This is a genomic window from Staphylococcus delphini, from assembly GCF_900636325.1.
Lineage (GTDB): Bacteria > Bacillota > Bacilli > Staphylococcales > Staphylococcaceae > Staphylococcus > Staphylococcus delphini.
Genome location: NZ_LR134263.1, coordinates 2,046,916 through 2,061,696 on the forward strand (window position 1 = coordinate 2,046,916; position 14,781 = coordinate 2,061,696).

Below are 14,781 nucleotides of genomic sequence, written 5' to 3' on the forward strand. Positions count from 1 at the left end.
TAATCATATGTAAAATACCTGTTAGGAGCAATTCACTATGAATAAAGGATTCAAATTTTTACTCAATTTATTAGCTTTCATGCTTATCATTGTTCCTACAATTTTCGCATTCATTCTTTTTAACTCATCAAAGAATGCTTTTGACGACTCATTCTCACAATCGGATGAGCGTCAATCCCAATTAAGAGATTCAAAAGTCAATGCTGCCAAACAACCTATCTCTATTTTATTTCTAGGTATAGATGATAGCAGTACAAGAAGAAAAAACGGGCAAAACCCTGAAAATGCGCGTACCGACGCAATGATCTTATCAACCATGAATCCTGACAAACATCAAATACGTTTGCTCAGTATCCCTCGTGACACGCTAAGTTACATTCCAGAGGTCGGTTATTATGATAAGATTACGCACGCGCATGCATACGGTGGACCAGAAGCTTCAATGCGTACGGTAGAAGCGAATTTAAATGTCCCAGTTGATTACTATGTGCGTATTAATATGGAAGCTTTTGCCAAAACTGTAGACGAACTTGGTGGTATTGAATATGATGTCCCATACGATCTGAACGAACCGAACACAAAGGACAAAGGTCGTATCAAACTTAAAAAAGGAAAGCAACAGCTTAACGGTGATGAAGTGCTTGCTGTGACACGTACACGTAAGCAAGACTCTGATTTAAAACGTGGGCAACGACAAATGGAAGTATTAAAAATATTGTTCAAAAAAGCCCAAGAGACTAAATCTTTACACAAATTAGATGATATCATTGAAATTGTAGGAAAAAATTCAAAACACAACTTAAGTTACTTAGAAATCAAGGCACTCGCGACAAACTACTTAGCAAATGATGTAGACATTCAATCGCAACAACTTAAAGGTGAAAATGAATTACTGAATGGTATTTATTACATTAATCCTGACGTTGATAATTTAATTGAAACGTCTAACACTTTACGTAAAGACTTAGGTTTAGCACCTATTAAAGACAGAAATCAATTTTTAGTGGAGCGTGTGAAAGCATACTATGGTGATATCCCACCGCTCACATATTTAGAAGAATCATTGTTACAGGACGTTAAAAAGTTAATCCCGAACGATGAGAAAAATGATCAAAATAATACAGGTGAAGCAGCTGATAACACCAGTGGCGCAACGAATAATCAGGAACAAGGCGTACCGGAGCAAAGCCAAAATCCTGATGGTTCATACTACTAATAGGAGGTTCACACATGGCACGTCATACACAAGATAAAATTAGACATATCAATGGCATTTTTAATATGCTCGAGCAACAAATCATTCACAGTAAAGACATGGCGCATTTTCGCCAAGAGTTGTTCTATGTGAATCATACACATCGTGAAAATTATGAAGCGCTATTGCTTTATTATCAGGAAAGTGAAACGAACCCTGTCATCAATGCCGCATGTTATATCGTCGCGCTTCCTGAAATTTTTGATGCGATTGATGTCTTTGAATCGCCGCTACCGTTTTCTTGGGTTTATGATGAGAATGGCTTAACACCCGCAATGCAAAACTTAAGCGTGCCGATTCAATATCTTGTCGCTGCGGCATTAGAAGTGACAGACGTGAATATTTTCAAACCTTCTGGCTATACAATGGGCATGAACAACTGGAATCTCGTACAAATGCGCCTTTTCTGGCAATATACTGCCCTCGTACGCCAACAAGCGATGTAACACCGTCAAATACGAATTAATCATAAGTATCCGTCATTTTTACGATGTCGGGTACTTTTTTATCTCATTACAACAAGTCTTCAACGCGTATCATCTGTCGCGCCGTCATTTCAATTTGAAAAACACTTTTATTCTACAGCTCAATCGATTATGATAAACATTAAACTCACTCTCTTATGAAAGGAATGCGCCCTATGATTAAAACAGTCGAAACGGAACAAGAATATCAAGACGTTCTCTTCGTTCGTGAAACAGTATTTATCGATGAACAAGGTGTTTCTCGAGAAGAAGAAATTGATGAACATGAACATACCGCACAATATGTCATTGCCTACAACGATGACCAACAGCCTATCGCAACAGCGCGTTTTCGTCATGTAGATGGCAGTGCTAAAGTTGAACGTGTCGCCGTGTTGCAAAGTGCTCGTGGCTTAGGTATTGGCAAACAACTCATGCAATATCTTGAACAAGTCGCATATGAACAAGGCCACCGTCATTTCAAATTAGGTGCCCAAACACATGCGATCCCATTTTATGAATCTTTAGGCTATCATACGTATGGCGAAGAATTTTTAGATGCAGGAATCCCTCACTATCATATGGAAAAGCACCTCACATCATAGACTTTTCCTACTCCATTCATATTAATGGTTCGAATTGAGATATGTCCTAACTTAGGCGATTTCAATTCGATCATTTAATATTGTGATTCAATCAATTCATCTCCGTAAACATTAATTCTCTAACTTTTCTTTCTTCCAAAATATTCACTTTTAAATTATTAAATGTTAACTTTAACAAATTCTCCTAATTAAAAACAACGTAAAAATATAAATACGGAGGACGATTATTAAAATTAAATTACAATCCAGTTAAAATACACAAATCGCCTCCCAATAACTCTATAATGTGAATAATCAACTTTATTATTTTATCTAAAAGGAGCAATAAAATGGTCAAAAAATTTGGTTATAAAACACCTACAATCGTTGCACTTACTTTGGCTGGAACTGCATTTTCTGGGCACCAAGCCAATGCCGCTGAACAAGTTGCACCTGAAAAAACACCTACGAATGTACTTGATGATCAATACGCTTTAAAACAAGCTGATGATGCGAAACAAACGCCACAAGGCACAACACTTGCAGGTTCAAAAGAATACAAGGATCCTTCACAAATTGATACGGCTCAAGTCGATACAGCAGCACAAACTGAAACGCCCGTAGAAGAAGGACAACAAGACGCACAACAACCTGCTACAACTGATGAAGCGACATCAACAAATCATACTGCATCAAAAAGTACAGATGAAAGTGCATCACCTGCAACAGCTTCTATAGATGAAGGCACATTAAACGCCCAAGCCAATTCAGATGAAATGGCTAGTAACCGTACACAAAACGCTACTGAAGATGCGACAAAATATCCTTATCGTTCAAGTGAAATCGATACACATGAAGACGCAACTGTGTCACCAGATACATATCAAGCATCGGACACGCCTGCGCAACAACCTTCAGCAACAAATGTAAGCGATTCAACAACAGCACAAACTGAAGCGACGCAAGCAAATACGTCAACAAATGTAAATAACAAAGAGGCTGTTGCGACAACAGAAGATGTATATGCTACACAACCTCAAGCAGCTGTACAACCTGAAGCGAAGGCAACGACGGAAACAGCTCAAAATAAAACACCTCAAGTTGACACAAAAGACACAGCGCAAGTTGACAGTAAAGCAACAGCAACTCAAAATACAACACAGTCAGCAGCGACGAATCAAGACAATACTGACAAAGTCACAAAACGCGCATTATTGACAAACGAAACAAAAACGGATGCTACAACAGCGAAAACAGAAGCACCTGCTTCAGCAACACGTCAAGCTGATACACAGGCGAAAACGACAACAGACAAGAAGGCAACAACTTACAGTGCACAAACAGCAACTGACAAAGACATCAATGCGAATCCGGACGGTCCAACACCTCCACGCGTTGGCGGTAAAGGCGGTCCCCCTGCTTCACTTTCACTCCAATCGACTGGTCAAACCGCATTCCGTTCAGCTGTCGCTAGTAAACCGAGTGCATATCAACCTAAAGTGAAATCGTCTATCAATGACTATATTCGTAAGCAAAACTATAAAGTGCCGGTATACGAAGAAGATTATTCAAGTTACTTCCCTAAATACGGTTATCGTAATGGAGTCGGTAAACCTGAAGGCATCATCGTGCATGATACAGCAAATGACCGCTCTACCATTGATGGCGAAATCAGCTACATGAAACGAAATTATCAGAATGCATTCGTGCACGGTTTTATTAATGGTCAACGTATTATTGAAACACAACCGACAGATTATTTAGCATGGGGTGCTGGTGCCATTGCCAATGAACGTTTTATTCATATCGAGCTTGTTCACGTTCATTCGAAAGAAGATTTTGCACGTCAAATGAACAATATGGCGGATTACGCAGCAACAAACTTACAATATTATGGCCTTGTACCGGATAGTGCTGAATATGATGGTCGTGGTACAGTTTGGACACATGATGCTGTTTCTAGATTTTTAGGTGGTACAGACCATACCGATCCACATGGGTATTTAAAACAACATGGTTATTCGTATGATGAGTTATATGATTTAATCAATGAAAAATACCAAGTGAAAATGGGTTATGCTTCACCTGCTAACTCGTCTTCAAAACCATCAAAACCATCAACGAATACCGCATTAAAAGTAACAACTGACACAGGTCTCGGTCGCATTAAAGATAAAAATAGTGGCTTATATGTAACAGTATATGATAAAACTGGTAAAAGCACTTCAGCCACAAATCAAACCTTAAAAGTAACGAAAAAAGCAAGTCTAAATGGGCAATCATTCTACTTAGTAACAGACTATGCCACAGGAACATATGTCGGTTGGGCTAAACAAGCTGATGTCGAATATCAAACAAGTAAAGCCCCTTCTAAAGTGAGCAAAAATTATACGATTAAATCAGGCGCGAAATTGTATCAAGTGCCTTGGGGTACAAGTAAACAAGTTGCCGGTACAGTGACAGGTGCTGCAACACAAACATTCAAAACAACACTATCACAAACTGTAGGTAAAGCAACCTACTTGTACGGTACTGTTGGTAAATTATCGGGTTGGATTAATGCGAGCAGTGTTGCAGCAAACGACCAAAAACCATCAACGAATACCGCATTAAAAGTAACAACTGACACAGGTCTCGGTCGCATTAAAGATAAAAATAGTGGCTTATATGTAACAGTATATGATAAAACTGGTAAAAGCACTTCAGCCACAAACCAAACCTTAAAAGTAACGAAAAAAGCAAGTCTAAATGGGCAATCATTCTACTTAGTAACAGACTATGCCACAGGAACATATGTCGGTTGGGCTAAACAAGCTGATGTCGAATATCAAACAAGTAAAGCCCCTTCTAAAGTGAGGCAAAATTATACGATTAAATCAGGCGCGAAATTGTATCAAGTGCCATGGGGTACAAGTAAACAGGTTGCCGGTACAGTGACAGGTGCTGCAACACAAACATTCAAAACAACACTATCCCAAACTGTAGGTAAAGCAACCTACTTGTACGGTACAGTTGGTAAATTATCGGGTTGGATTAATTCAACAGCATTAACAGTACAAAAAGCAGCAGCAAGTAGCGTCACAAAAGCAGTTTCTCAAATCGGTCAACTGAACACGAAAAATAGCGGTATCAAGGCTTCTATTTATGACAAAACAGCAAAAAGTGCAGCGAGATGGGCAGGTCAAACTTATAAAATTACAAAAACAGCTTCTGCCAATAACGAAGACTATGTATTACTGCAAAACAATACAGGAGGCACGCCACTCGGTTGGTTTTATGCAAAAGATGTCACAACACGTAGCTTAGGTGCAGAAACAGCTATTAAAGGTAATTACACAGTCAATAGTAAAACATCTGGCCTCTACGCTATGCCTTGGGGTACAACGAAACAACGTGTCGATACATTAAAAAATGGAGCAAGTCGTTTATTTACAGCTTCAAAATCAGTTAAAGTCGGTAATGATACATTCTTATTCGGTACAGTGAATCAAAAATTGGGTTGGATTAATCAAAAAGACTTAACAGCTGTAGCGGCAAAAGTCGCAAACATTAAAACCGCATCGAACAGCGCTGTTAAAGGGGCCGCAATCACAACTTTGAAAAAAGTAGAAGATTACGTGATTACGAACAAAAACGGTTATTATTACACTAAAGTTGGAGATTCGAAATCGGCTGGTGCTTTAAAAGGCTTTTATCAACAACTTTTTAAAGTCGAAAAATCATCTTTACTGAATGGTATTACTTGGTACTATGGCGCATTCCAAAATGGTACGAAAGGATGGATTAAAGCAGCTGACGTACGCTCATCATTCATTCAACACACTGCAGTCAGTAGCACATTGAAAGCAGCACTCGATAAACAAATGGCGTTGACTTACCCGCCTCAAGTTCAACGTGTAGCTGGTAAGTGGGTCAATGCGAATCGTTCAGAAACTGAAAAAGCAATGAATACCGCAGCACTTGAAAAAGATCCGACACTCATGTATCAATTTTTAAAACTTGATCAATACCAAGGTCTCGGCGCGGAAGAACTCAATAAATTGTTAAGAGGTAAAGGCATTTTAGAAGGTCAAGGTGCCGCGTTTAAAGAAGCCGCACAAAAGCATAACATTAATGAGGTTTACTTAATGTCTCACGCATTTTTAGAAACAGGTAACGGGACTTCTCAACTTGCGAATGGCGGTCACGTAGATAAAAATAATAAAGTCGTAACAACAGGTAAACCGAAGTATTACAACATGTTCGGTATCGGGGCAATCGATACAGACGCTTTACGCAATGGCTTTAAAACTGCTGAAAGATATGGTTGGAATACGGTCAGCAAAGCGATTATCGGTGGCGCGAAATTCATCCGTGATCAATACATCGGTTCAGGACAAAACACATTGTATCGTATGCGTTGGAATCCAGAACACCCTGCCACACATCAATATGCGACTGATATTAATTGGGCAAATGTGAACGCACAACGTATGAAATATTTCTATGATCAAATCGGTGAAACAGGTAAATACTTCGACGTCGATGTGTATAAGAAGTAAATATAACGAAAGCAGCTCTAGTCATCTTCACGGTGATTAGAGCTTTTTTTATTAAAACTTCTATAATTAAGTTATGTTGATAGCATTTGAAAATAAAATGTAGCAAAAACAGCATTTTTATTTTCTAAAATAATATAATCATGTCTTAACTCAATCTTTGAATGGAGGTTGTTTGATTGAGACATGATATATACGAAGGAGTGTCATTTTACATTATGAAAGGTATAAAACCAAATTACGCTGAGCTGGCTAGACAATATCATTGCGATCCAAGGACAGTAAAAAAATATTATGAAGCTGGGAAAGGCAATGAGTTGAAAAAATTAAAAACAAGGAAAACGACAAAGAGAGTATCAAAATTAGAACCCTATAAAACGCTCATAGACGAAAAATTAGAGATAGGTTGTACGGCTATGGCGATTTATAAATATATTACTAAAAAAGGGTATGAAGGCAAATATACGATTCTAAGAGAATATTGTAAGAATAAAAAAGGGAAGGAAATTAAAAAAGCAACTATACGGGTAGAAACACACCACGGTATAGCTGCTCAAGTAGACTGGAAAGAAGATATGATCATGCATGATAAATTTGGGAAACGTTATCAATTCAATATCTTTCTTTACGTTCTACACTATTCAAAAATGAAGTATATCACATTAACTTGGGATAGAAAACAAGATACATTATTTCAATGTTTGAAAGAATCTTTTGAGTACACTGGAGGTGTTCCTAAGGAAATATGGTTCGATAATATGAAAACGGTCGTTGATTGTCCTAGAACACAATATAGAAAAGATGCAAACCTTGAACCCATCGCGTGTAGGCCTTATAGGCCGCAAACCAAGGGCTCTGTGGAATCTTTAGCTAAATTTGTGGAACAACGTTTAAGGCCCTACGATTACGAATTTTATAACGCTGTTGAACTTATCAGTCTTGTCAATCACTTTTGTCATGAAATGAACCATAACGAAATATCGCAAGCAACTGACTGCTATCCAATGTAATAGTGGTGTCGGTAAGACACATCTAGCAATATTGCTAGGCGTAGAAGCTTGTAAACAAAATATCAAAACCCGATTCTATACTTTTAAAGAATTAATTGAATTCTTAACTACATCAGAAAAGAAATATTCAATAAAACTTTAAAACAATTAAACAGAATTGATCTGCTTATCATTGATGAGATAGGCTATACACCCATTTCAAAAGAACAGGCAGACCTCTTCTATCAATTGATGTCACTAAGATATGAAATGAAATCCACGATTATAACGACGAATATCCCTTTTTCTAGTTGGGGCGACTCATTTAGTAACAAGATAGCGTCAGCAGCCATTATTGATAGACTTATTCACCATTCAAAAATATTTAAAATTACAGGCGATTCATACCGACTTAAAGACTATAAAAGTGAAAAAAGTTTAAACATACGTCATTCTTAAACCGCCAAAAAACGACATTTTCAAACCGCTATTGACACATGATAAGTTACATCTCATATTTGGATAAATAGATAAGGATAATGGTGCGGATAAATAGTTTGTTTTATTTATTGAATTCCTTTCAAAACTCATATGAGAAATATATTTCTCAATGTCATACAATTTGTATATAGTTGTGGTACTTTCGAAAAATATTCCCAATTGTTTTAATAGATTTTTAATTTCCTCTAAGCTAAGTTCTAAATTCATAGCATTTTCCAAGAATATTTTTAATTGATTTATATCATTTGAATGCTCAAAAAACAAAAGTATTTCTGTACTTAATTCATCTAACTCATACTCGCCACCACCTAAGATAATAGCAAGTCCACCAAAAAATTCTCTTCTAATTAAATATTTATCACTTAATTTAAACATCCTTATCCCTCCTTGAAAATGTAAAAATGATGATTCCTGTTAGAATAATCAATCCAGAAATGAAATAACTAAATTTTATACTATGCCTTGAAATGATATATCCGAATAATGGGTCTGAAAAAACAAACATTAAACTCATTACTGTACTCTTTATAGATAACATCGTCGCTCTATTCTCATCGGTTGAAATAGAATTAATCATTTTTGAAATCACCATAAAAATCCATCCATTAGCCACTCTTGATAAGCCATATAGAAATAAAAAGAGATAGAAATTAGAAATACTCATCATGAATAATAACACTGTAAAATATATGAGCGTCATATATAGCACATATTTATTCTCAATATTTCTAAGTTTTTTATTGTATATCTTAGCGCCAAATATAGGAATGATATTAAACAAAAATATAAGCATGCTAATATATTCAACTTCAATATGCGTTTTTAAATAAGCGGGTAAGTAAACTGATAGTTGCGGTATCACTAAATATATAAAAGACAAAAATACGTATACATCATAATTTTTTAATATAGAAAACTTAGTATCACGAAATACCGAACGCTTTATTAGTTCTTTATCTTCAGTCACTTTTGTCTCTTTGATGAATATTAAAAAAGTAAATAAGAGCAACTCAGCTATGTAAGAAATATAAAATGGTGACACCATATTCAACTTATATAGATATCCTATCAATATGGCCATGAAAGCATTTGAATATAAATTGATTGTGTTTCCTATTTCAAAGTAAACTTTTTGATCATCTTTATTTAAACTGTTAATAAGAACAGCCTCAGCTGAACCGGATTTTCCAGACATACCTATCCCGTACAATATTGACCCTATTATTAAAAGATTAAAACTTCTATACGCGATCAATATGGCCAATGAAAACATAGTAAAAAGCGATCCAATGTAATAACTTAATTTTTTTGATTTTGTATCAGCAAAATAACCAAATGGAATTTCTGCGACTATATTAGAGGTATAAATAACTGAAAATAAAATCCCAATATGAAAAACATCAATATCAATATCTTTTAAATAGATTAAAAATAAAAAGGTGTAGGCAAGTGTAAATGAGTTGAAAAGGCGGAATACAATAATTTTTAACATTTTATTAAAAGCACCTCACTCGGTGAGGTGCTTTTAGAGTTATAAATTATCACTCCATCCATCGCCTTTAGCAAACGCATTACAACACATTAACTTTCCCAAATCCACCTTTTTGATACTTAATGTAATATTCATAGTTATTCCTCCTTTAATTATCAGATATTTCAGACAATTAAAGCATAAACATACTTCCCTTAAAATGTCAATGATTTTTTCAACCTAATGCTTACTATTTAACGCAGTAGCAGTCTGACTTCGCAATGGACACCCTTGTCTTTCGCTAACAGTTCCCACTACCAAGCCTGTAACGGACTTTCACCGTCAAGATGTTACCCATGCCGGGCGCACTAAAAAGCGGTCAATGGCATTCACCATCAACCGCTTCTCTTTATTTCGCTTCTGCTTTATTTTTAGGCTTACTCTGATTCGCCTTCATCTCTTTATCCAACTCTGACACGAGCTTTTGAATACCTGGATGTTCTAAATGTATGCCATCATACGCAAAATATTCCGTATGACCGACACCAACTTTATTCCAATCTACTAGCGTCACATGCTTATGTTTATCTGCTGCTTTTTTAAGCAATTGATTCACGTGATCTTTATAGTCACGCGGCACTGTCGTATTGATTAAATAAACATCGGCTTTATCAAAATCTTTGATAAGTGTTTCTAATTGGGCTTGGTCAAAATCACCATTCGTACCAATCTGAATGACGACCGGTTGCCCTTTTTGATTAAATGACGTATAGTTTCTCGCAACCTCTATCGCTGCGCCCATTGAACGACCGACTTGTGCATCAATGGTAGGCTTTTGATAATGCTCATCCAGATAATAGCCCATCCCTACTGTTAAGGAGTCGCCAATAAAGAGCGGTGATTGCTTTTTAGGATCAAACTTTTCTACTTTTTGTTCCTTTTCAGTTGGATCTTCTGCTGGCTTTTCATTGTCTTTACCATTATTTTTATGATTCGTTTGATAACTGCTCGCCTTTTTCTCTTGTTTAGCGAGATAGTCAAATTGACCATTGAGTACTAATGCGGCTGTAACGATAATAGCCAAAACGATTGGTGTACGAATCACCGTTATCCAAATTTTATCTTTTGAATAGAATGTTTTGAAACCATAGCGTCTGAATGGTGTCTCGATAAATTGATATGAAATTTCTGCCATCAAAAATGTTAACGCAATGTCAATGATATAAACATAATAGGGATATTGACCTGCCACAAAGTATTGATGTACAAATGTCACGATGACATAATGCCATAAATATAAACTGTATGACCTTTTACCGATATACAAAAATACAGGGTTACTCATCACTTTAGCTAATCGCCCATTCGGAAGTACAAGGCTTGCAATAAGTATCAATGTGAGTAATGAAATACAGTAAAATCCACCGCTATAAAGGATGAATTGCTGTTCGTTTACAAAATAGAATAATGTAAGTAAAGCGAGTAATGCGATAAGGCCTAGACTATCGATAATGTTAGCCGCAAATTTAGGCGGATGTTCTTTCAATCGAAAAGCTGGCCATATAAATGCAAAAATGACACCTAGTAATAATGTTTGTAAACGGGTATCTGTCCCAAAATATGTACGTGCATGGTTCGTATCAGGTGTTGTCATATAAAACATTAATACTGCCGACGCAATAGAAATGATGAAAAACGCGAGTACGATCCATCTTTTTCTTTTAAATATTTTAAAAAATAACGTTAAAACAATTGGGAAAAAGATATAGAATTGTTCCTCAACAGCCAATGACCATAAGTGTTTCAATGGCATCGGTTTGAACTGGTCAAAATAGTCTACATCTTGGAAAATGTACCACCAGTTCGATATATATAACAACGCTGCAATCGCATCCCCTTTGATCGAATGTAAGATTTGAGGAGCAAATAAAACGACGTACAAGACTGATACTAAAGTCACGAATAACATCGCTGGAATTAACCTTTTAAAACGTTTAATCCAAAAGTTTGCTAAATCGATTGTTTGATAGTTTTCATATTCAAATAATAATAGTGATGTAATTAAATAACCAGAGATCACAAAAAATGTATCTACACCTAAAAATCCTCCAGCTAGCCACTGTGCATTAAGGTGATAAATAATGATCGCGATCACTGAAATTGCACGCAACCCATCTAGTCCCGGCAAATACCGTGGTGGATGTTGCAATCGTTTCATTCCAGTAAAATTATGATGTAACATAACAACATTCTCCTAATTGATGATTTATTAAGAAACGATTTGAAGGTATATGATATTCAATTTACCACAAAATCATTCTAAATAAAACAGAAAATATATGATGTAGCGTCAAAGCTTGATTGCATATCATCACTTGATTTTCATACGATGATGACACGAGATGTCGAAGCGGCGTATGCTTTGTTCTCGCTTTAACGATGATTTTGAATCCTCTTAATTATTATAAGCTAAATTTTATCTTTCTCAACACTGTACCTTTCATATTCGTGCAAATGATACTGTTTAATATTCATTTTCTTTGCATTATGAAAAGCGTTTATAATAATCTAATGTTGAGATTTTAAAAAGGAGACACACAAGATTATGGCACAAACTAAAAAGAGAGACGCATTTTTTGATAATGCACGTGCAATCTTAATATTTCTCGTTGTGTTCGGACACTTAATACAACCTTATACTGATACACATCCAACGGTGTATGCACTTTATTTAGTCATTTACAGCTTTCATATGCCAACGTTTTTATTTATATCTGGTTACTTCGCTAAAAATGTCGGACGTGCAGGTTATATCGAAAAAGTCGGCAAAAAATTGTTAGGCCCTTACTTAATCTTTTTCGCATTTTTCTCGATTTATTACTTTATTACCGGTAAAAATAGTTCACTAGACTTAGATCCATTTGACCCAGTATTTGCGCTTTGGTTTTTATTAACACTCTTTTTCTTCAATGTCATTATTGTCATTGTCCGTCAATTCAAACCGATTTATGTGCTTCCGATTGCGATCTTAATTGCAGTATTGGCGGGTTATTCCACTGATGTCAACGGGTATCTGAGTTGGTCACGTACACTCGTCTTTTTCCCTATTTTTTATATCGGTTACATTATGGATGACAGGTTTAGTCGTTATATCCGATTCAGACGTTTTATGCCAGTATCAGTGATGGTATTCGTGAGCTTTTTTGTTTTTTATACTTTACATCCTATCGATTCAGATTGGTTACTTGCGAGCTCACCGTATAAAAATATTGAAGGCATCGAATTTTTATTTAGCCCATTAAAAAGGTTAAGCTTATATGTCATTATTTTAGGTACGATGTGTGCCTTTCTTAATCTAGTCCCGAGAGCACACCATGTATTTACGTATATTGGCTCACGGACGATGTATATCTATTTGCTCCATGGTCTATTTATCGGCGTCATTCGTGGGCATCAAATTTATCCATTTATTGAACAACCTGGGTTAGGGTTAATCTATAACTTCTTGCTCGCTTGTTTTATCGTTTGGATATGGTCGACTAACATTGTGGCGAAATGGACGAATCCTGCCGTTCATTTACAACGCCCTTCTGCATTTAAACCTTATGATCAATAAATCATGAAGTTAACATGAGAAGACATCGCCTATAGTCATCACTTTACATTAGATTTTGGCTATACGGTCGTGTTATTCTAAATGTTAACTTCTCTTTTTTTAGGACGTGATAGGATGAAATTAGAACTCAATACATACGCACAATTTTTAAAAGCACCAAGTATCCGCCAGTTTTCAAGTAAAATCAATGACATGGACGATGTAATCAATCTAACAATTGGACAACCCGATTTTCACATGCCTGATGTCGTTAAACAAGCGTATCAAGATGCGATTGCGAATGATTATACAACTTATTCTCACAACAAAGGCCGTCGTGACACACGTGAAGCTGTCGCACATTATTATCAATCCCACTTCAACGTGCATTATGATCCAGAAGAAATCATTATTACAAATGGGGCGTCTGAAGCGTTAGACACGGCGCTCCGTTGTATTATTAATCCAGGAGACGAAATTTTATTACCTGGACCTGTTTATGCGGGCTATATTCCGTTAATTCAAACGTTAGGTGGCGTACCTGTATTTATCGATACACGGGAGACAGGTTTTAAAGTGACACCTGAAGCAATTCAACAGCATATCACACCACGTTCACGTGCGATATTACTCAACTACCCTTCCAATCCAACTGGAGCAATATTGACGGCTGAAGAAGTGGCAGCTATTGTCGACGTATTAAAGGCACACCCTTTATTTGTGATAAGCGATGAAATTTATGCCGAGAACACTTTTGGTCACACGCACACATCTTTCGCGCAATTTGATGACATACGTGATCAATTATTGTTAATCAATGGGTTAAGTAAATCTCATTCAGCTACAGGGATACGTATTGGTTTTCTATCAGGTCCACAATACTTAATCGACAAGTTGACATTTATGCACGCGTACAACTGTATTTGTGCCAACGTACCCGCACAAGTGGCAACCATAGTTGCATTACGTGAAGCCGTCGATGCACCTCAAGAGATGAACCAAGCCTATGTCGAACGTCGAGATTATCTCATCAACGCATTACAATCGATGGGCTTTCGCTTAGACGGCGTGCCACAGGGGGCATTTTATATTTTTCCAAACATCGAAGCCTTTGCCGAAGATGACTTTACCTTCTGTGTCGATGTATTAGAAAATGTAGGCGTTGCGATGGTACCAGGTTCCGCATTTACTGATTTTGGTAAAGGCTACGTCCGCATCTCCTACGCTTATGATATGGCACAATTACAAGAAGGTATGGCACGGTTACGACAATATTTGGAATTACGCTATAATTAACTTAATACATGATCAAAGTAGCGGATATTGTAAGATTATTCAACAGCAATATCTGCTATTTTTTAATGTCACGTTTTATGTTCAAAAA

12 protein-coding genes are annotated in these 14,781 nt (G+C 36.4%); 9 read left to right on the forward strand and 3 right to left on the reverse strand.

The features are described 5' to 3' along the window. The first annotated feature begins 37 nt into the window (after positions 1-37). The 7 genes from EL101_RS09615 (at position 38) to EL101_RS13530 (ending at position 8,289) form a co-directional block, all read left to right on the forward strand. Positions 38-1,216 carry an LCP family protein gene (locus EL101_RS09615; RefSeq protein WP_096596073.1) on the forward strand — a complete coding sequence of 393 codons (1,179 nt, stop codon included), beginning with the start codon at positions 38-40 and terminating at the stop codon, positions 1,214-1,216. 14 nt (positions 1,217-1,230) lie between these two features. After that, positions 1,231-1,701 carry a DUF2538 family protein gene (locus EL101_RS09620; RefSeq protein ID WP_096596072.1) on the forward strand — a complete coding sequence of 157 codons (471 nt, stop codon included), beginning with the start codon at positions 1,231-1,233 and terminating at the stop codon, positions 1,699-1,701. Between the two features lie 194 nt (positions 1,702-1,895). After that, complete coding sequence (locus tag EL101_RS09625; RefSeq protein ID WP_019165629.1) at positions 1,896-2,324, forward strand: GNAT family N-acetyltransferase; 429 nt, start codon at positions 1,896-1,898, stop codon at positions 2,322-2,324. Positions 2,325-2,653: 329 nt separating this feature from the next. Beyond that, a complete protein-coding gene (locus tag EL101_RS09630) occupies positions 2,654-6,844 on the forward strand; it encodes a glucosaminidase domain-containing protein (protein WP_096596071.1) in 4,191 nt (1,396 codons plus the stop codon). 215 nt (positions 6,845-7,059) lie between these two features. Continuing rightward, positions 7,060-7,851, forward strand: coding sequence for an IS21 family transposase (gene istA / locus EL101_RS09635; protein ID WP_241971462.1), 792 nt, complete (start codon positions 7,060-7,062; stop codon positions 7,849-7,851). A 31-nt stretch (positions 7,852-7,882) separates the two neighbouring features. Next, on the forward strand, positions 7,883-7,993 hold the full coding sequence (locus EL101_RS13525) for a hypothetical protein (RefSeq protein WP_241971463.1): 111 nt from the start codon (positions 7,883-7,885) through the stop codon (positions 7,991-7,993). Positions 7,994-8,031: 38 nt separating this feature from the next. After that, positions 8,032-8,289: an ATP-binding protein gene (locus tag EL101_RS13530; protein WP_241971477.1), complete on the forward strand. Its 258-nt coding sequence runs from the start codon at positions 8,032-8,034 to the stop codon at positions 8,287-8,289. Here EL101_RS13530 and EL101_RS09645 read toward each other — a convergent pair. The 3 genes from EL101_RS09645 to EL101_RS09655 form a co-directional block, all read right to left on the reverse strand. Further along, positions 8,269-8,706, reverse strand: coding sequence for a hypothetical protein (locus EL101_RS09645; protein WP_096598233.1), 438 nt, complete (start codon positions 8,704-8,706; stop codon positions 8,269-8,271). The two genes, EL101_RS13530 and EL101_RS09645, sit on opposite strands and share 21 nt — an antisense overlap. Beyond that, positions 8,699-9,823 carry an MFS transporter gene (locus EL101_RS09650; RefSeq protein ID WP_096598235.1) on the reverse strand — a complete coding sequence of 375 codons (1,125 nt, stop codon included), beginning with the start codon at positions 9,821-9,823 and terminating at the stop codon, positions 8,699-8,701. Before EL101_RS09650 ends, EL101_RS09645 begins: the two co-directional genes overlap by 8 nt. Positions 9,824-10,211: 388 nt before the next feature. Then, positions 10,212-12,044 (reverse strand): acyltransferase family protein, encoded by a 1,833-nt coding sequence (locus EL101_RS09655; protein ID WP_096598237.1) that lies wholly within the window; start codon positions 12,042-12,044, stop codon positions 10,212-10,214. Positions 12,045-12,407: 363 nt separating this feature from the next. Between EL101_RS09655 and EL101_RS09660 the strand changes: the two genes are divergently transcribed. Further along, positions 12,408-13,418 carry an acyltransferase family protein gene (locus EL101_RS09660; protein WP_096598239.1) on the forward strand — a complete coding sequence of 337 codons (1,011 nt, stop codon included), beginning with the start codon at positions 12,408-12,410 and terminating at the stop codon, positions 13,416-13,418. Between the two features lie 114 nt (positions 13,419-13,532). Continuing rightward, positions 13,533-14,693, forward strand: a complete 1,161-nt coding sequence (locus tag EL101_RS09665) for an aminotransferase class I/II-fold pyridoxal phosphate-dependent enzyme (RefSeq protein ID WP_096598241.1) — start codon at positions 13,533-13,535, stop codon at positions 14,691-14,693. Positions 14,694-14,781: the final 88 nt, after the last annotated feature.

Excerpts from the sequence above, each read along its gene's own strand:
- EL101_RS09615 (WP_096596073.1), top strand. The coding sequence starts at position 38 with ATGAATAAAGGATTCAAATTTTTACTCAATTTATTAGCTTTCATGCTT.
- EL101_RS09620 (WP_096596072.1), top strand. The coding sequence starts at position 1,231 with ATGGCACGTCATACACAAGATAAAATTAGACATATCAATGGCATTTTT.
- EL101_RS09625 (WP_019165629.1), top strand. The coding sequence starts at position 1,896 with ATGATTAAAACAGTCGAAACGGAACAAGAATATCAAGACGTTCTCTTC.
- EL101_RS09630 (WP_096596071.1), top strand. The coding sequence starts at position 2,654 with ATGGTCAAAAAATTTGGTTATAAAACACCTACAATCGTTGCACTTACT.
- istA (WP_241971462.1), top strand. The coding sequence starts at position 7,060 with ATGAAAGGTATAAAACCAAATTACGCTGAGCTGGCTAGACAATATCAT.
- EL101_RS09645 (WP_096598233.1), bottom strand. The coding sequence starts at position 8,706 with ATGTTTAAATTAAGTGATAAATATTTAATTAGAAGAGAATTTTTTGGT.
- EL101_RS09650 (WP_096598235.1), bottom strand. The coding sequence starts at position 9,823 with ATGTTAAAAATTATTGTATTCCGCCTTTTCAACTCATTTACACTTGCC.
- EL101_RS09655 (WP_096598237.1), bottom strand. The coding sequence starts at position 12,044 with ATGTTACATCATAATTTTACTGGAATGAAACGATTGCAACATCCACCA.
- EL101_RS09660 (WP_096598239.1), top strand. The coding sequence starts at position 12,408 with ATGGCACAAACTAAAAAGAGAGACGCATTTTTTGATAATGCACGTGCA.
- EL101_RS09665 (WP_096598241.1), top strand. The coding sequence starts at position 13,533 with ATGAAATTAGAACTCAATACATACGCACAATTTTTAAAAGCACCAAGT.